Origin of the sequence: Streptococcus handemini, assembly GCF_040984445.1 — a bacterium.
Classification (GTDB): domain Bacteria; phylum Bacillota; class Bacilli; order Lactobacillales; family Streptococcaceae; genus Streptococcus; species Streptococcus handemini.
In genome coordinates this window covers 1-17,495 of record NZ_JBFRYH010000050.1, presented here as the reverse complement: position 1 = coordinate 17,495, position 17,495 = coordinate 1, and the positions used below count along the sequence as shown (strand labels likewise).

The window sequence follows — 17,495 nt, the reverse complement described above, 5'->3', positions numbered from 1 at the left end:
CGGTTGGATTTTGGAAAGAAAATGAGCATGCGTCGTAAGAAATATGTCCTTAGTCTATCCTTTGACCAGTATTTAAAACGATTACTTTAAATCAAAAAAGTGTTTGAGGTAGAAAAAAGCCGAAGACCGTTTCATGCGTTTGTCGTGAAGACCGATTGAGAAGAGTTGCATGATTTCAGATTTATGGTATAATAATAAATGGAGCAACACTTGTGCGTGAAGCGGGTCAGGGGAGGAATCCAGCAGCCCTAAGCGAAGTCGGGTGTGTGCTCTTTTATTTTTTATACTAAAATAAAGGAAGAATACAAATTTTCATACTTTTAGAAAATACAGAATACATTTTATGAAAATGAATGAAAATAAAGAATTTCCTTGAAAAAATCCCGATAAAGCGTTATCATTAGGTATGTAGAAAAAATGGAGGATTTATAATGGCACATATCCAATTTGATTATTCAAAAGTTTTGGGACAATTCGTTGCTCCAACGGAATTGGACTTTTTACAAAGCCAAGTAACAGCACTTGATGCGGACTTGCGTAAGGGTACTGGGGCAGGAGCTGAGATGCTCGGATGGCTTGATTTACCAGAAAACTATGACAAAGAAGAGTTTGCTCGTATTAAAGAAGCTGCTGCAAAAATCCAATCAGATAGCGATGTTTTGGTCGTGATTGGAATTGGTGGTTCTTACCTCGGTGCAAAAGCTGCGATTGATTTCTTGAACACTTCCTTTGTAAACTTGCAAACGAAAGATGAGCGCAAAGCGCCACAAATCTTGTATGCAGGGAATTCCATCTCATCTAGCTACTTGGCTGATTTGGTGGATTATGTAGCAGATAAAGATTTCTCAGTCAACGTGATTTCAAAATCAGGAACAACCACTGAGCCAGCGATTGCCTTCCGTGTTTTCAAAGAATTGCTTGTGAAAAAATATGGTCAAGAAGAAGCAAACAAACGGATTTATGCAACTACTGACCGCGAACGTGGAGCGGTTAAGGTCGAAGCTGACGCAAATGGCTGGGAAACTTTCGTGGTTCCTGATAATGTCGGTGGACGTTTCTCAGTTCTTACAGCAGTAGGATTGCTCCCAATTGCTGCATCAGGTGCAGATATTACAGCTCTTATGGAAGGTGCAAATGCAGCTCGTAAGGACTACGCTTCTGATAAGATTGCAGAAAATGAAGCTTACCAATATGCAGTGGTTCGTAACATCCTTTACAGAAAAGGCTATGTGACTGAAATCTTGGCCAACTATGAACCTTCTCTTCAATACTTTAGCGAATGGTGGAAACAATTGGCTGGTGAATCAGAAGGGAAAGACCAAAAAGGGATTTATCCAACGTCAGCTAACTTCTCAACAGACTTGCACTCGCTTGGTCAATTTATCCAAGAAGGCTACCGCAATCTCTTTGAAACAGTAATTCGTGTTGATAAACCAAGAAAAAATATCTTGATTCCAGAAATGGCAGAAGATTTGGACGGCCTTGGTTACCTACAAGGAAAAGATGTTGACTTTGTCAACAAAAAAGCAACGGACGGTGTTCTTCTCGCCCATACAGATGGTGGTGTACCAAATATGTTTGTCACCCTTCCTCAACAAGATGCGTTTACACTTGGTTACACTATCTACTTCTTCGAATTGGCGATTGCCCTTTCAGGTTACCTCAATGGCGTAAATCCATTTGACCAACCAGGAGTAGAAGCTTACAAGAAAAACATGTTTGCCCTTCTAGGCAAGCCAGGATTTGAAGAACTCGGTGCAGAATTGAACGCTCGTCTTTAATCATTAGATAGATAAACAAAGAGGCTAGGAAAAACTAGCTTTAAAATAGAACCACATAGCGATTTCTGTCTTGAAAACAATCAAGATGTGAGAATCACTGTGTGGTTTTTGAGTGTTTGAAGTTAGATTTTAAACCAATTTTGTGAGATTCATGCTCATGAAGAGGAAGTAAACCTCCGTTTGGACGGCTTGGTTCCCTCTGACATGAGCTCTGCGTACACCAAAAACAGGTTCGACATCTGACTTACGTTTGGCATAGATACGAGAGCCTTCCTCACTATGTCATTCGTTCTTTAAAGGAATGCCAAGTAGGATTGTAATGAATCTGTTTCTGGCGACCATTTTCTGTTTTTAACTCGGGTGTGTCTTGTATGTGATCTGCCTTGTATATTTTAAAGTCACGCTTAAATCCGTACTTATCCGTTCGACGAGAGTCATTCTTAAAGGAATAGATCACTCCGTCAGGTTTTGTAAACTGGTCTGTTTCTTCAAGGGATGTCCAGTTGTTTTGGTTATTAGGACTGTTTTGATATTTCGGGCATCTTCCAACTGCGGGAAGACCCGTTTTTTGTGTTTTAGAGATAGTTTTGCCCAGCCTCTTTTTGTGTTTACAGTTGTTCAAGCAAATACAGTCCAAGTGTGAACACATTCCTGTGTTTTATTTGGTCTTTTTGTATGCGTTTGCAAGTTCTATAATGAAACTAGGAAAAATAAAAAAATAAAAGGAGAAACTAGAATGGAGATTTTGAATAACATTCTCAATTGGTTCTCGCAAAATATTTTGCAGAATCCAGCCTTCTTCGTTGGACTTTTGGTCCTTTTAGGATATGCTCTCTTGAAAAAGCCAGGGCATGAAGTATTTTCGGGCTTTGTCAAAGCTACGGTAGGATACATGATTTTGAACGTAGCAGCAGGTGGCTTGGTGACAACCTTCCGTCCGATTCTTGCAGCGCTTAACTTCAAGTTTAAGATTGGTGCGGCCGTTATCGACCCATACTTTGGATTGGCAGCAGCTAATACTAAGATTCAAGAAATGTTTCCTGACTTTGTCAAAGCAGCAACAACAGCGCTTTTGATTGGTTTTGGGGTCAATATCTTGCTCGTTGCTTTCCGTAAAGTTACCAAGGTACGGACCTTGTTTATCACTGGTCACATCATGGTGCAACAGGCAGCGACCATCTCACTTATGGTACTCTTTCTCATTCCTCAATTGAGAAATGGTTATGGGATTACAGCAATCGGAGTCATCTGTGGTCTTTACTGGGCAGTCAGCTCTAATATGACCGTTGAAGCAACGCAACGTTTGACAGGTGGTGGTGGATTTGCCATTGGTCACCAACAACAATTTGCAATCTGGTTTGTCGATAAAATTGCTGGGAAACTTGGTAATAAAGAAGAAAACTTGGACAACTTAAAATTGCCAAAATTCTTGTCGATTTTCCATGATACAGTTGTTGCCTCTGCAACTTTGATGCTCGTCTTCTTTGGTGGCATTCTCTTGGTTTTAGGTCCTGAAGTTATGGCAAATAAAGAAGTCATTACGTCAGGCACACCGTTTAATCCAGCCAAACAAGACTTCTACATGTATATTGTCCAAACAGCCTTTACTTTCTCTGTTTACCTCTTTATCTTGATGCAAGGGGTGCGGATGTTCGTAACCGAATTGACGAATGCCTTCCAAGGTATCTCAAGCAAGCTCCTCCCAGGCTCATTCCCAGCGGTGGACGTTGCAGCTTCTTACGGTTTTGGTTCTCCAAATGCGGTACTTTCAGGATTTGCTTGTGGCTTGATTGGTCAATTAATTACCATTGTTCTGTTGATTGTCTTTAAAAATCCAGTTCTTATTATCACCGGTTTCGTACCAGTATTTTTTGACAATGCTGCGATTGCGGTTTACGCAGACAAGCGCGGTGGTTGGAAAGCAGCGGTTATCCTATCCTTTATTTCAGGGGTGCTTCAAGTAGCACTCGGTGCAGCCTGTGTTGCCCTTCTTGATTTGGCGGCTTACGGTGGTTATCACGGAAATATCGACTTTGAATTCCCATGGTTAGGATTTGGCTATCTCTTCAAAGGACTTGGTATTATTGGTTATGTCTTAGTGTGCTTGTTCTTCCTAGCTATTCCACAAATCCAATTTGCAAGAGCAAAGGATAAAGAGGCGTACTATCGAGGAGAAGCCCAAGAATAAGATGAAGTTCTGTTTCAATTTGCTGACGTCGTTAGTTCGGCTTGTTGAATGGAATAGATAAACAACTATCAAAAATAAAACAATCAGGAGGAAAAGAAAATGGTTAAAGTACTAACAGCGTGTGGAAATGGTATGGGATCATCTATGGTGATTAAGATGAAGGTGGAAAATGCTCTTCGTAATCTTGGTCAAAGTGATTTTACAGTGAATTCTTGTAGCGTTGGTGAGGCAAAGGGACTTGCGGCAGGGTATGACATTGTCATCGCCTCTGTTCATCTGATTGATGAATTGCAAGGTCGTACCAATGGAAAATTGGTCGGTCTTGATAACCTGATGGACGACAATGAAATTAAGGCAAAATTGCAAGAAGTTCTGTAGTAATACTTTAGAGGAGGTTGGGAGAAAGTACCCGACCTCTTTCATAGAAAGAGAGAGTAAATATGAATTTGAAAAAAGCTTTTACAGAAAACGAGTCGATTCGTCTTGGCTTGATGGCTGATACTTGGGAAGAAGCGGTTCGCTTAGCAGTTGATCCCTTGATTGAAAGCGGAGCGGTCAAAGAAGAATATTATCATGCCATTATCGAATCCACTAACGAATATGGACCTTACTATATCTTGATGCCTGGCATGGCAATGCCACATGCCCGACCAGAAGCAGGTGTGATGCGTGATGCCTTTGCCTTGATTACCTTAACCAAACCAGTTGTCTTTCCAGATGGGAAAGAAGTTAGCGTGCTCTTGACCCTTGCTGCGACCAGTTCAGATATTCATACATCGGTTGCCATTCCACAAATCATTGCTCTTTTTGAGTTGGAAAATTCAATCGAGCGCTTGGTGAATTGCCAATCAGAAGCAGAAGTCCTTGCTATGGTGGAAGAGTCTAAGAACAGTCCATATTTGGAGGGGCTTGATTTAGAATCATGATATAAGAGCGTAAAAATCGATAGAAAATAAGGGAGACGAGCGGAGGAATCGTATTTCAAGCCAGTCTCATCTATTTTCTGAGATTTTAGCTCGCATTCAAATACAAACATGATGGCTTTCGGTAGTTTTCAGAAAACAATCAAAAGCTAGCTCACATTGTTCGTGGTGTATCACAATCAAAAAAAACATAGAAAAGAGATTCGTATGACAAAACATATTCCAAATTTACAAGTTGCCTTAGATCATTCAGATTTGCAGGGGGCGATTAAGGCAGCAGTGTCTGTTGGCCATGAGGTTGATGTGATTGAGGCTGGAACAGTTTGTTTACTACAAGTAGGTAGTGAATTGGTTGAAGTGCTTCGGAACCTATTCCCTGATAAAATCATCGTGGCTGATACCAAATGTGCGGATGCAGGTGGTATCGTTGCAAAAAACAATGCTGTACGTGGAGCAGATTGGATGACTTGCATTTGCTCAGCGACCATTCCAACCATGAAAGCAGCTTTGAAAGCCATTCAAGAAGTTCGTGGTGATAAGGGTGAAATTCAAGTAGAATTGTATGGTGATTGGACTTATGATCAGGCTCAAATGTGGCTTGATGCAGGAATTTCCCAAGCTATTTACCACCAATCTCGTGATGCCCTTCTTGCAGGAGAAACATGGGGGGAAAAAGATCTGAACAAGGTGAGAAAATTGATTGATATGGGCTTTCGAGTGTCCGTCACAGGAGGACTTGATATTGATACCTTGAAGCTCTTTGAGGGAGTGGATGTCTTTACCTTTATTGCTGGTCGAGGGATTACAGAGGCAGAGAATCCAGCCTTTGCAGCACGTGCCTTTAAAGATGAAATCCGCCGTATTTGGGGGTGAGACATGGCTAGATCAATTGGAATTTATGAAAAGGCAACGCCTAAACATTTTAGTTGGCTAGAGCGTTTAGAGTTCGCAAAAGACCTTGGCTTTGACTTTGTAGAGATGTCAATAGATGAAAGTGATGAGCGCCTCGCTCGGCTTGAGTGGACCAAGGAAGAACGATTAGAGCTTGTTCAAGCGATTTATCAAACAAGAATCCGCATTCCGACGATTTGTTTTTCAGGTCATCGCCGTTATCCGCTGGGTTCAAACGATCCTGTCCTTGAAGCCAAGTCGCTTGAAACTATGCAAAAATGTATTGAACTAGCTCAGGATCTAGGTGTGCGGGTCATTCAACTGGCAGGCTATGATGTTTACTATGAAGAAAAATCGTCAGAAACTCGCGCTCGGTTTTTGAGAAATCTACGTCAGGCTTGTAATTGGGCGGAGCAGGCACAGGTCATGCTCGCTATTGAAATCATGGACGATCCTTTTATCAATAGCATTGAAAAATACTTGGCAGTCGCCCAAGAAATCAACTCCCCCTACCTCTTTGTCTACCCAGACACGGGCAATCTATCTGCTTGGCACAATGATTTGTACAGCGAGTTTGTCATTGGTCACAAAGCTATTGCGGCGCTTCATCTGAAAGATACCTATGCTGTGACAGAAACCTCGAAGGGGCAATTCCGTGATGTGCCGTTTGGACAAGGGTGTGTTGATTGGGAAAATACTTTTGCTATTTTAAAGAAAACTAACTACCAAGGACCATTCTTGATTGAAATGTGGTCTGAAAATTGTGAAACCGTAGAGGAGACACGAGCAGCAATCAAAGAAGCCCAAGATTTCCTTTACCCATTCATTGAGAAAGCGGGGTTGAATTAAATGCCAAAATCATTAGCAGAGATGCGCCAGCGTGTCTATGAGGCCAACGTAGCTCTTCCAGAACATGGCTTGGTCAAATTTACTTGGGGCAATGTCTCTGAAGTTTGTCGTGAATTGGGACGGATTGTGATTAAGCCGTCAGGGGTAGATTATGACAAATTAAGCCCAGAAAACATGGTCGTGACCGACTTAGACGGAAATGTTGTTGAGGGGGAGTTGAATCCCTCTTCTGATCTTGCGACTCACGTAGCACTTTATAAAGCCTGGTCAGAAATCGGCGCTGTTGTCCACACTCACTCGACAGAAGCGGTTGGTTGGGCACAGGCTGGTCGTGACATTCCGTTTTATGGTACGACACATGCGGATTATTTCTACGGTTCTATTCCGTGTGCTCGTTCGCTTACGTCTGATGAGGTCAATACAGCCTATGAAAAAGAGACAGGTAGTGTCATTATCGAAACCTTTGTAGAACGGGGGCTTGACCCTGTTTCCGTTCCTGGAATTATCGTGCGTAACCACGGGCCATTTACTTGGGGGAAAGACCCAGCGCAGGCGGTATATCACTCTGTCGTGCTAGAAGAAGTGGCAAAAATGGATCGCTTCACTGAGCAAATCAATCCGCGCGTAGAGCCAGCTCCTAGGTACATCATGGACAAACATTATCTGCGCAAACACGGTCCAAATGCTTACTATGGACAAAAGGGTGATGCGCACTAGTCATTGGGTTTGGACTGGGTCGTGGCAAACGCATCTTGCCTAGTCCCAAATGACCATAGATAGAAAAGAGAGGGAGCAGGGGCAACACGAATTCGTTTCCTCTCTTTCCTTTTTGGGGGCATGGTCTTTACATTCGAAAAATGGTATACTATTTATACGCAAGAAGAAGGAGATGAGAAAATGGTCCTACTCGATAAGAGCAGTTATGAATTGCTAACCTATTTGATGCGGCTGACAAGTCCAGAGACGGTTATGAGTATTTCACGGGCAATGGGCCAGTCTAGGCGAAAAATTTATTATCATCTTGAAAAAATCAATGGCTCTCTTCCTAGTGGTACTGAGATGATTGTCAGTCTTCCAAGGGTCGGTATTTTATTGACTGATGCACAAAAAGCAGCTTGCCAGATTTTATTGGGTAGTGTGGATTCGTATAGCTATGTGATGAGCATGGAGGAGCGGATTCAGCTCATGACCATTTATATTGCCATTACTTCTGAACGTGTGACCATTGAAAAACTTATGGCGCTGACGGATGTTTCACGCAATACCGTGTTAAATGACCTGAGTGAAATTCGGGCGCAACTGACCACTGAGCAATTTAAGGTCTATCTTTATGCGACCAAGTCAGAAGGCTATTTTTTCAAATGCCACCCGCTCAATAAAATCCAGTATATTCACTCTCTTCTCTACGATGTATTTTCCAATCCCAATGAGGGTTTCCTCACGATTCTCAATGAAAAGGTGCCTTACTTTGAAGGCTGCGAACTCTTGTTTAGCCCCGATTTGGTAGCATTTCTGGCTGAACAAGTAAACCAGCTAGAGGTGGATTTGGGCAAGAAAATCAACCATTATGAGATTGAGTTCATGCTCAAAGTTCTGCCTTATTTGTTGCTCAGCTACCGCAATATGGCCTTGAAAACAGCCGAGCAAACAGAAATTCAGCGAGAGTTCACCTTAATTCGCAAGCGGATTGAATATACCGCAGCTCAGAACTTGTCCTCGTCTCTTTCTGAGCGTTTTGAAGTGGTGCTGGATGAAATCGAAATTTCTCTGATTGCCATGCTCTTGTTGTCTTACCGTAAGGATAAGGATATTCACACCAATAGCCAAGATTTTGCAGAGTTAAAGGAAACCTTGGAACGCTTTGTTGATGAATTTTTACGCTGTTCAGCCTTTGAGATTGACAATCGTGAAACCTTGATGCGTAATTTGGTCATGCATGCCAAGGCCCTTCTTTTTCGTAAGACCTATGGCATCTTATCTAAAAATCCCTTGACCAGACAGATTAAGCAGAAGTACAAAGACTTGTTTGTCACGATTAGAGTGGTGGCTTCTTATACTCTAGAAGCAGAGTGGATGATTCAGATGAATGATGATGACATCTCCTATTTCACCATTCATATCGGCGGAGCCTTAAAGCATAGACCAATCAGTGGAAAATCTTTTCGCAACATTTACTTGGTCTGCGATGAGGGGGTCGGTGTGCAAAAGCTGCTCTATAAACAGTGTCAGGCTTATCTGCCAGTAGATAGTATTAAGGCCGTTTTTACGACCGAGCAATTCCACAGTGTAGAGGATATTTTAGAGGTGGACCTGCTGATTTCTACCAGTGATAATCTGCGAGCTTCTTTTCCAATCTTACAGGTCGAGCCTGTCTTGACCTATGAGGATGTGATGAAAATCAATTATTTTTTGACCTACCACACCATGAAAGATAGTGCCAAGCAGTTTCAACCTCAATTGCAACGCCTCCTTTCACGCTACATCTCAAAAGACGAAGAGCTGAGAGAGGCAACTGCTAAGGTACAGGAATTATTCCAAAGCGATTTCTTTTTAGCAACTGTCGAAAATGGCGGGCTAAAAGACTTATATTGATATAGGACTGGGGAATGCCCCAGCTTTTTTAGATTGAGCTCCCTATTAGTCAATAGAAAAAGATTTTTCAGTGGAAAATGCACGCTTTTGAGCCTAGTTCTCAAAAATTCTGTTATGAGCGACAGCAGCACTGTCACTCAAAATACCACTACGGCGATACTATCCTTTCAATCTCACTTCATTCGCTCTAAACTGCGGAATCTTAGAACCTGTATTCATAAGCTCCCGATTAGAGTTGCTGAGCTGTGAATACAGGTTTTGAATCTGATTCCAATTTTTCCTTGCAAAATTCAACTCTTGGAGTTGAGACCACTATTTTCAAGTGTTTACCTTTTCCTTAGTTCAGAGCATGCCCCAAAATGGTTTGTGTTGATTTGTGACAGTAGGACAGTCCAAATCTGAACACACGCATGTGTTTTATTTGGTCTTTTTTTGAACAGATAAAAGCGTTATACTGGGACTATACATAAGCTATCAGGAGGAACTATTATGGCAAAAGTGAACGAAATTACAAGGGAATCATGGATTTTGAGTACATTTCCAGAATGGGGTACATGGCTCAATGAAGAAATTGAAGAAGAAGTGGTTCCAGAAGGCAATTTCTCTATGTGGTGGCTAGGAAACTGCGGAATTTGGCTGAAAACACCGGGTGGTGCAAACATTGTTATGGATCTTTGGTCAGCACGCGGAAAATCGACTAAAAAAGTAAAAGACATGGTGCGTGGACACCAAATGGCTAATATGGCGGGAGTTCGCAAACTTCAACCAAATCTTCGTGTACAACCAATGGTTATCGACCCATTTGCAATCAATGAGCTAGACTATTATCTTGTTTCTCATTTTCATAGTGATCATATTGATATCAATACAGCAGCAGCTATTGTGAATAATCCTAAATTGAATCATGTAAAATTTGTTGGACCGTATGAATGTGGTGAAATTTGGAAGAAATGGGGAGTACCAGAAGAGCGTATTATCATCGTAAAACCAGGTGATAGTTTTGAAATCAAGGACATGAAGGTCCATGCGGTAGAATCCTTTGATCGGACCTGCTTGGTGACCCTACCAGTGGAAGGAGCAGATGCTCAAGATGGTGAACTGGCTGGACTTGCGGTGACAGATGAGGAAATGGCTCGTAAGGCTGTCAACTACGTCTTTGAAACACCGGGTGGTACAGTTTACCACGGTGCAGATTCTCATTTTTCAAACTACTTTGCTAAACACGGTCGTGACTTCAAGATTGATGTTGCCTTGAACAACTACGGGGAAAACCCGCTCGGTATCCAAGATAAGATGACCTCTATTGACCTACTTCGTATGGCAGAAAATCTCCGTGCTAAGGTCATCATTCCAGTTCACTATGACATCTGGTCAAACTTCATGGCTTCAACGGATGAAATCTTAGAACTCTGGAAGATGAGAAAAGAACGACTGCAATATCAGTTCCACCCATTTATCTGGGAAGTGGGCGGTAAATATACTTATCCAATGGATCAGAATCGCATCGAATATCATCACCCACGTGGATTTGATGACTGCTTCTTAGAAGATTCGAATATTCAATTTAAGGCTTTATTATAATGTTGTAGAAAGGGGAATCTTGCGCTAGCTATTCCCATTCTAGTTTGTCCGCATACCGTTGCGTTATGCGGATATTTTTCATATAATAGAAGATAGAACAGAAAAGGAGAACCTTATGTCAAACTTATCAGTCAATGCGATTCGTTTCCTTGGGATCGATGCCATTGAAAAATCAAAATCAGGCCACCCAGGGGTCGTAATGGGGGCTGCGCCAATGGCTTATAGCCTATTTACCAATCAATTAGCAATCAATCCTCAAGTGCCAAACTGGATCAATCGTGACCGTTTTGTCTTGTCAGCAGGACACGGCTCTATGCTCCTTTATGCCCTTCTTCATTTATCTGGTTTTGAAGAAGTAAGCATGGATGAAATCAAGAATTTCCGTCAATGGGGTTCTAAAACACCAGGCCATCCAGAATATGGTCATACTGCTGGGGTGGATATTACGACGGGTCCTCTTGGACAGGGAATTGCGACTGCAACAGGTTTTGCCCAAGCAGAGCGTTTTCTAGCGGCTAAGTACAATAAAGAAGGATATAACCTTTTTGACCACTATACCTATGTTATCTGTGGAGATGGTGACTTGATGGAAGGTGTATCTGCAGAAGCTGCTTCTTATGCTGGTTTACAAAAACTAGACAAGCTCATTGTGCTCTATGATTCAAATGATATTAACTTAGACGGAGAAACGAAAGATTCCTTTACAGAAAATGTTCGTGCCCGTTATGAAGCCTATGGTTGGCATACAGATCTTGTAACAGATGGAACAGATGTTGCTGCGATCAATCAAGCAATCGAAACAGCAAAAGCAGCAGGCAAGCCAGCTCTTATTGAAGTGAAAACGATTATCGGATACGGTTCTCCAAATAAGCAGGGGACAAATGCAGTACATGGTGCCCCTCTCGGAGCAGAAGAGGCTGAAGCAACTCGTAAGGCTTTAGATTGGAACTATGCTCCATTTGAGATTCCAGTAGAAGTATATGCAGATTTCAAGGAAAAAGTTGCTGACCGTGGTCAAGCAGCCTACGCAGCATGGGAGCAGTTGGTAGCGGATTACAAGGTAGCGTATCCAGAATTAGCAGAAGAAGTAACTGCTATCATTGAAGGTCGTGATGTAGTAGAGTTGAAACCGAGCGATTTCCCAGCACATGAAGCGGGCTTCTCACAAGCCACTCGTAACTCAAGTCAGGATGCAATCAATGCAGCAGCTAACGTTCTTCCAACCTTCTTGGGTGGCTCAGCTGACTTGGCTCATTCAAATATGACCTACATCAAAGAAGATGGCTTGCAAGACGATGCTCATCGCCTCAATCGCAATATTCAATTTGGTGTACGTGAATTTGCTATGGGAACTGTGTTGAACGGAATGGCAGCACACGGAGGACTTCGTGTTTATGGCGGTACCTTCTTTGTATTCTCAGACTATTTGAAGGCAGCGATTCGTTTGTCAGCTCTTCAAGGACTTCCAGTAACCTATGTCTTTACCCATGATTCGATTGCAGTTGGAGAAGACGGTCCAACGCATGAGCCAATTGAGCACTTGGCGGGACTTCGTGCGATGCCAAACTTGAATGTCTTCCGCCCAGCCGATGCGCGTGAAACACAGGCGGCTTGGTATTTGTCATTGACAAGTACATCGACACCTTCAGCTCTCGTTCTTACTCGTCAAAATTTGACAGTAGAAGAAGGAACGGACTTTGACAAGGTGGCAAAAGGTGCTTATGTGGTTTACGAAGAAGCAGGATTTGACACCATTCTTCTTGCCTCTGGTTCAGAAGTCAACTTGGCAGTGAGTGCTGCGAAAGCCTTGGCAACTGAAGGAATCAAGGTTCGTGTCGTCAGCGTACCTTCGACAGAACTCTTTGATGCGCAAGATGCAGTCTATAAGGAAGAAATTTTACCAAATGCCATTCGTCGCCGTGTAGCCATTGAAATGGGTGCTACTCAAAGCTGGTACAAATATGTCGGTTTAGATGGTGCGGTACTTGGCATTGATACCTTTGGAGCTTCTGCACCAGCAGCTAAGGTCATCGAAGAATATGGTTTTACTGTGGAAAATGTGATCAAAACAGTTAAAGGATTGTAAAATTTATCATTAGCAGATGCACGATAAGACAGCCGAGAGGCTGTCTTTTTTGGTCAAGACTTCACCTAATTTTCAAAGAATTACAGTGATGACCTCTGGCATTCTTTCTTGCAAGTTAAGCTCAAAAGCCCTATAATAGAAGCAGGATAGGGGAGAAAGAGGACGAGATAATGTTGGAATCATGGCTATGATTGGCAGAAAGTGTTATTCTAAATGGGATTGACTATATTGGTAAGAAGTACCAAATGTTATTGAGCTTGATGTAGCAGATGCTCAGAAACAGTGGACCGATATGGAGTTTCGTGTGAGTATAGTCTTGGTTCAGCCAGAGTGCAAATATGCCAAGAAACGCTATAATGAAGTCGTTCATTACAGTTCTGGATGGGTTGAGAAAAAAGGTCTGGTTAAGCTCTATTATGTGGATAAGGAAGTAGTGGAAGCAAGCAAAAAAATTGGCTTCTTCTAGAGGTGACAGTCGTCACTTTCAAACTTTGGAATACTACGAAGGATTATTAGAAAGAAGCAAAAAAGAGGTACCAATGATAAAAAAGAAACGACCGATTAAAGGAAAGGTCTTGGGAGAGGTGGCGAAGATTTTGGATATTATTCCAGATACGACTCGAGTTATTGGCGAAGCTGTCCATGCTGTCGTTCCGCTAGTAGACAAGGTTTTAGAACAAAATTATGAGAAGAAAAATCGCTTGCTTCGCCTGCCCAATCTGGTAGATATGAATGTACAGGAAGCCCAAGAGCATTTGGAGAGTCTAGGCTTTACAGTCAGCAAGATTCTTGCCAAACCCCAGCAATGCTATGCCAAAAAGCGTGTTGATGAAGTAGTCGCCATGGTTCCAAAGTCAGGGAATTTTGAGCCAGGAACCTTAGTAAAACTGTATTATGTGACTTCAGAGATCATTGAAGCCAGTGACTTGAGCATTCCTTTGCCAAATTTAATTGGCTTGTCCCTAGACGAAGCTCAAGAACATGTAATAAAGATTGGTTTAAAGCCCATTAGCATTCCTCTAAAAGCTCAGGCAAAATATGCCCACCAGCAAGCAAATCTAATCCTAGATATGCAACCTAAACCCAATATGCTTGTCACTAGTGTGGCAAAGGGAAGTTTTATCAAACTGTATTACCTAACAGAAGAAGGTTTACAAACTAGCCAGCTCCTAGCTCAGACTGCTAACAGCAAGACACTGAGTCTTCCAAAATTCGTCCAACAGGTACCAAAACTACTTCCGAAAAGAAAGAAAAAATAATTATTTCCAAATATTCTGAAAATTTGATATAATAGGAAACGAATTATTTATTTGAGAATGGAGATTCTATGACAGCAACAAAAATGAACGCCCAAGAAATTATTCAATTTATTGCCCAAGCGGAGAAAAAGACGACTGTTAAAGTAACGTTTGAAGGGGAATTGGCAGCAGCAGTTCCTGAAACAGTTGTGAAACTTGGCAATGTTTTATTCGGTGATTGGAAAGATATCACACCGCTTCTTGCTCATTTGACGGAAAACAAAGATTATGTCGTGGAGCAAGATGCGCGCAATTCAGCTGTTCCTTTGCTTGATAAACGTGCCATTAACGCCCGAATTGAACCAGGAGCTATTATCCGTGATCAGGTTTCAATTGGTGATAATGCCGTTATTATGATGGGAGCTGTTATCAATATTGGTGCTGAAATTGGTGAGGGAACCATGATTGATATGGGAGCCATTCTTGGTGGACGTGCCACGGTTGGGAAAAACAGTCACATCGGAGCGGGAGCTGTTTTAGCCGGTGTTATTGAGCCCGCTAGTGCAGATCCTGTTCGCGTGGGGGACAATGTCTTAGTCGGTGCGAACGCTGTGGTAATTGAAGGAGTGCAGATTGGTAGTGGTTCTGTTGTGGCAGCAGGAGCCATTGTTACGCAAGACGTTCCTGAAAATGTCGTTGTGGCAGGAGTTCCTGCACGCATTATCAAAGAAATTGACGAAAAGACCCAACAAAAAACAGCCTTAGAAGATGCCCTTCGAACACTTTAGGAGATAGTCATGCTTGATTTGATTGCGATTCGGCGCGCTTTACACCAAATTCCTGAAATTGGAATGGAAGAGTTTAAGACCCATGCCTTTCTCATGGAGACCCTTTCTACTCTCTTGAAGGATTGTTCCTTTGCCCAAATTCGAACCTGGGAAACGGGGGTTCTGGTCTATTTGACAGGGACAGTTGGCGAAAAAACGATTGGCTGGCGGACAGATATTGATGGTCTGCCGATTGTTGAGGAAACAGGACTTGATTTTGCTTCGACCCATGAAGGTCGCATGCATGCATGTGGACACGATGTTCATATGACCATTGCTCTTGGGGTGCTCGAGCAGATGATGGCACAACAGCCTCGTCAGAATATGCTCTTTTTGTTCCAACCTGCGGAGGAAAATCTTGCAGGGGGAATGCTGATGTATGAAGCTGGTGCCTTTGGTGAGTGGTTGCCAGATGAATTTTATGGTTTGCATGTACGGCCGGATTTAAAAGTAGGACAAATTGCGACCAATCGTGCGACTCTCTTTGCGGGTACTTGTGAGGTGAAGATTCGCTTTATTGGACGTGGAGGCCATGCGGCTTTTCCTCATACGGCAAATGATGCTTTGGTTGCTGCGAGTTATTTCATCACGCAGGTCCAGTCGGTAGTTAGTCGCAATGTCGATCCAATTGAGGGTGCTGTTGTCACTTTTGGCTCCATGCATGCAGGTACAACCAATAATGTCATTGCAGAAACAGCCTTTTTGCATGGAACAATTCGTTCTTTGACCCAAGAAATGAGCCTTTTGGTTCAAAAACGGGTGCGAGAGGTGGCACAGGGGATTGCTACTTCATTCGGTCTTGAAGTCGAGATTGAACTGAATCAAGGTGGCTACTTGCCTGTGGAAAACAATCCTCAATTGGCTGGCGAGTTGATGAGCTATTTTGAAGCGATTCCTGAAGTTGACGTGATTGATTGCCCCCCTGCCATGACAGGAGAGGATTTTGGTTATCTACTCAGCAAGGTGCCTGGTGTGATGTTCTGGCTAGGAGTAGATACGCCGTACCCTCTGCACAATCCACGTCTAAGTCCCAAGGAAGAAGCCATTCCTTTTGCTGTTGAACATTTAGCGGCGTTTTTGAGATATAAGGTAGAAGAGTAAAACATCAAGAGGGCCAATCCGTCGGTTTACTGCCTATTGGATTGGTTTTTATCGTTGAAAAAGGAGTATACAGATGGAAAAAGCAGGCATCCGTAAGGAAATCATTGCTCGATTAAAAAATTTGTCCAAAGAGGAAATCAAAAGGTGGAGCGAATGGTCCTGCCAAGAAATCTGTAGCCTATCAGCCTATCAAGAAGCAGATACAATCGCAACTTTTTTATCCATGCCACATGAAATGGATACCTCATTTTTGATTCACCAGGCACAGCTGGACGGAAAGAAGATTGTGGTTCCAAAAACCTATGGCAAGGGGAAAATGGTCTTTGTTCCCTATGATGAGAATGACTTGGTTCTCAGTGCTTTTGGTGTTTGGGAACCGCGTTCAGAGGTGGTTTTTGATCCGTCAGAAATTGATATCATCCATGTTCCAGGACTTGCTTGGAATCAGGCTGGCTATCGGATTGGATACGGTGGTGGATTTTATGATCGCTATTTGGCACAATTCCAAGGAACGACAGTGAGTACCATATATGATTTTCAGCGATATGAGTTTAGAGAAGAAGAGTTTGACCAAGCAGTAAGAAAGGTTCTATGTTATGAAACAAATGATTGATAGACGCTATCCTGTGACCAATGGCCTGTTGTTGCTAACGACCGTGGTGTTTCTAGCCATGCAGGTGCTGCGGTTTGGTCAGGCAACGACAGCGCAGACCATTTATGATTTTGGTGGTATGTATGGGTTGATTGTGAAAGTGGATCCGACCCAGTTGTGGCGCTTGATTTCACCTATTTTTGTTCATATTGGCTGGGAACATTTTCTTTTCAATAGTATGACCCTTTACGTTTTTGGCTATCAAATGGAAGCGATTTTCGGCTCTAAGCGCTTTTGTCTACTTTATTTTCTAGCAGGAGTGATGGGGAATTTATTTATTTTATTCTTGATGCCAACTGCAATAGCAGCAGGAGCCTCTACTTCCTTATTTGGCCTGTTTGGAGCTATGGTTGTCTTGCGTTTCCACAGTCGTAATCCTTATTTGCAGCTCTTAGGCCAACGCTACATTGCTCTTTTGCTCCTCAATCTCGTATTAGGGTTGTTCAATCCGGAAATCAGCCTAGCTGGTCATGTCGGTGGTGCTGTGGGTGGAGCTATTGCTGCTGTTTTCTTACCAACGATCAGTGAACCCTATCTGTTTACACATCGACAAAGAAGAATGGCTTTGGGAGTTTATCTCCTCTTAGTAATTGGCTTAGTTGCCCTCAGCTTTAGCCTATAAAATAAGTATAGAAAAAACACGAATGACTTTTAGCAAGTGATATACTCCCCATATAGTAGACAGTGAAAAAACCAAAATTCACTAGACACTATAAGGGGAGTTTTCACATGTCCAAAAGAAGTCCAAAATCAGTAGAAGAAAAGTTAGAAATTGTTTGCTTATTA

At 42.5% G+C, this 17,495-nt stretch carries 16 protein-coding genes, 1 other RNA gene and 1 pseudogene; 17 read left to right on the top strand and 1 reads right to left on the bottom strand.

The window, feature by feature from the left end:
• Positions 1-190: 190 nt before the first annotated feature.
• An RNA gene (gene ffs, locus ABPH35_RS08105) (signal recognition particle sRNA small type) lies at positions 191-288 on the top strand.
• 143 nt (positions 289-431) lie between these two features.
• On the top strand, positions 432-1,781 hold the full coding sequence (locus ABPH35_RS08100; protein WP_349989247.1) for a glucose-6-phosphate isomerase: 1,350 nt from the start codon (positions 432-434) through the stop codon (positions 1,779-1,781).
• Positions 1,782-1,805: 24 nt separating this feature from the next.
• Here ABPH35_RS08100 and ABPH35_RS08095 read toward each other — a convergent pair.
• Positions 1,806-2,316: pseudogene (locus tag ABPH35_RS08095) on the bottom strand (transposase); the annotation flags it as partial.
• Between the two features lie 201 nt (positions 2,317-2,517).
• Here ABPH35_RS08095 and ABPH35_RS08090 point away from each other — a divergent pair.
• From ABPH35_RS08090 to ABPH35_RS08020, 15 genes are all read left to right on the top strand, one after another.
• Complete coding sequence (locus ABPH35_RS08090; protein ID WP_349989245.1) at positions 2,518-3,969, top strand: PTS ascorbate transporter subunit IIC; 1,452 nt, start codon at positions 2,518-2,520, stop codon at positions 3,967-3,969.
• 99 nt (positions 3,970-4,068) lie between these two features.
• Positions 4,069-4,347 (top strand): PTS sugar transporter subunit IIB, encoded by a 279-nt coding sequence (locus ABPH35_RS08085; protein ID WP_119875546.1) that lies wholly within the window; start codon positions 4,069-4,071, stop codon positions 4,345-4,347.
• Positions 4,348-4,409: 62 nt separating this feature from the next.
• Positions 4,410-4,895: a PTS sugar transporter subunit IIA gene (locus ABPH35_RS08080; RefSeq protein ID WP_349989244.1), complete on the top strand. Its 486-nt coding sequence runs from the start codon at positions 4,410-4,412 to the stop codon at positions 4,893-4,895.
• Between the two features lie 204 nt (positions 4,896-5,099).
• Positions 5,100-5,765 (top strand): 3-keto-L-gulonate-6-phosphate decarboxylase UlaD, encoded by a 666-nt coding sequence (locus tag ABPH35_RS08075; RefSeq protein ID WP_349989243.1) that lies wholly within the window; start codon positions 5,100-5,102, stop codon positions 5,763-5,765.
• Between the two features lie 3 nt (positions 5,766-5,768).
• Positions 5,769-6,632, top strand: coding sequence for an L-ribulose-5-phosphate 3-epimerase (locus ABPH35_RS08070; RefSeq protein WP_349989242.1), 864 nt, complete (start codon positions 5,769-5,771; stop codon positions 6,630-6,632).
• Positions 6,633-7,349, top strand: coding sequence for an L-ribulose-5-phosphate 4-epimerase (locus ABPH35_RS08065; protein WP_349989241.1), 717 nt, complete (start codon positions 6,633-6,635; stop codon positions 7,347-7,349).
• 180 nt (positions 7,350-7,529) lie between these two features.
• Positions 7,530-9,224 (top strand): BglG family transcription antiterminator, encoded by a 1,695-nt coding sequence (locus tag ABPH35_RS08060; protein WP_405054570.1) that lies wholly within the window; start codon positions 7,530-7,532, stop codon positions 9,222-9,224.
• A gap of 489 nt (positions 9,225-9,713) precedes the next feature.
• On the top strand, positions 9,714-10,805 hold the full coding sequence (gene ulaG, locus ABPH35_RS08055) for an L-ascorbate 6-phosphate lactonase (protein WP_349989239.1): 1,092 nt from the start codon (positions 9,714-9,716) through the stop codon (positions 10,803-10,805).
• A 115-nt stretch (positions 10,806-10,920) separates the two neighbouring features.
• Positions 10,921-12,891, top strand: a complete 1,971-nt coding sequence (tkt, locus tag ABPH35_RS08050) for a transketolase (protein WP_368849705.1) — start codon at positions 10,921-10,923, stop codon at positions 12,889-12,891.
• A gap of 304 nt (positions 12,892-13,195) precedes the next feature.
• On the top strand, positions 13,196-13,357 hold the full coding sequence (locus ABPH35_RS08045) for a hypothetical protein (protein ID WP_349989237.1): 162 nt from the start codon (positions 13,196-13,198) through the stop codon (positions 13,355-13,357).
• Between the two features lie 73 nt (positions 13,358-13,430).
• Positions 13,431-14,150 carry a PASTA domain-containing protein gene (locus tag ABPH35_RS08040; RefSeq protein WP_349989236.1) on the top strand — a complete coding sequence of 240 codons (720 nt, stop codon included), beginning with the start codon at positions 13,431-13,433 and terminating at the stop codon, positions 14,148-14,150.
• 68 nt (positions 14,151-14,218) lie between these two features.
• A complete protein-coding gene (gene dapD, locus ABPH35_RS08035) occupies positions 14,219-14,917 on the top strand; it encodes a 2,3,4,5-tetrahydropyridine-2,6-dicarboxylate N-acetyltransferase (protein ID WP_368849704.1) in 699 nt (232 codons plus the stop codon).
• 9 nt (positions 14,918-14,926) lie between these two features.
• Positions 14,927-16,057 carry an N-acetyldiaminopimelate deacetylase gene (locus ABPH35_RS08030; protein ID WP_368849703.1) on the top strand — a complete coding sequence of 377 codons (1,131 nt, stop codon included), beginning with the start codon at positions 14,927-14,929 and terminating at the stop codon, positions 16,055-16,057.
• Between the two features lie 73 nt (positions 16,058-16,130).
• Positions 16,131-16,670, top strand: a complete 540-nt coding sequence (locus ABPH35_RS08025; RefSeq protein ID WP_368849702.1) for a 5-formyltetrahydrofolate cyclo-ligase — start codon at positions 16,131-16,133, stop codon at positions 16,668-16,670.
• The gene (locus tag ABPH35_RS08020) at positions 16,654-17,331 is read left to right on the top strand and encodes a rhomboid family protein (protein WP_349989232.1); all 678 of its coding nucleotides are present in this window, start codon (positions 16,654-16,656) and stop codon (positions 17,329-17,331) included. Before ABPH35_RS08025 ends, ABPH35_RS08020 begins: the two co-directional genes overlap by 17 nt.
• Positions 17,332-17,495: the final 164 nt, after the last annotated feature.

Excerpts from the sequence above, each read along its gene's own strand:
- ABPH35_RS08040 (WP_349989236.1), top strand. The coding sequence starts at position 13,431 with ATGATAAAAAAGAAACGACCGATTAAAGGAAAGGTCTTGGGAGAGGTG.
- ABPH35_RS08030 (WP_368849703.1), top strand. The coding sequence starts at position 14,927 with ATGCTTGATTTGATTGCGATTCGGCGCGCTTTACACCAAATTCCTGAA.
- ABPH35_RS08065 (WP_349989241.1), top strand. The coding sequence starts at position 6,633 with ATGCCAAAATCATTAGCAGAGATGCGCCAGCGTGTCTATGAGGCCAAC.
- ABPH35_RS08085 (WP_119875546.1), top strand. The coding sequence starts at position 4,069 with ATGGTTAAAGTACTAACAGCGTGTGGAAATGGTATGGGATCATCTATG.
- ABPH35_RS08020 (WP_349989232.1), top strand. The coding sequence starts at position 16,654 with ATGAAACAAATGATTGATAGACGCTATCCTGTGACCAATGGCCTGTTG.
- ulaG (WP_349989239.1), top strand. The coding sequence starts at position 9,714 with ATGGCAAAAGTGAACGAAATTACAAGGGAATCATGGATTTTGAGTACA.
- ABPH35_RS08090 (WP_349989245.1), top strand. The coding sequence starts at position 2,518 with ATGGAGATTTTGAATAACATTCTCAATTGGTTCTCGCAAAATATTTTG.
- tkt (WP_368849705.1), top strand. The coding sequence starts at position 10,921 with ATGTCAAACTTATCAGTCAATGCGATTCGTTTCCTTGGGATCGATGCC.
- ABPH35_RS08080 (WP_349989244.1), top strand. The coding sequence starts at position 4,410 with ATGAATTTGAAAAAAGCTTTTACAGAAAACGAGTCGATTCGTCTTGGC.
- ABPH35_RS08070 (WP_349989242.1), top strand. The coding sequence starts at position 5,769 with ATGGCTAGATCAATTGGAATTTATGAAAAGGCAACGCCTAAACATTTT.
- ABPH35_RS08060 (WP_405054570.1), top strand. The coding sequence starts at position 7,530 with ATGGTCCTACTCGATAAGAGCAGTTATGAATTGCTAACCTATTTGATG.
- ABPH35_RS08025 (WP_368849702.1), top strand. The coding sequence starts at position 16,131 with ATGGAAAAAGCAGGCATCCGTAAGGAAATCATTGCTCGATTAAAAAAT.
- ABPH35_RS08075 (WP_349989243.1), top strand. The coding sequence starts at position 5,100 with ATGACAAAACATATTCCAAATTTACAAGTTGCCTTAGATCATTCAGAT.
- ABPH35_RS08100 (WP_349989247.1), top strand. The coding sequence starts at position 432 with ATGGCACATATCCAATTTGATTATTCAAAAGTTTTGGGACAATTCGTT.
- dapD (WP_368849704.1), top strand. The coding sequence starts at position 14,219 with ATGACAGCAACAAAAATGAACGCCCAAGAAATTATTCAATTTATTGCC.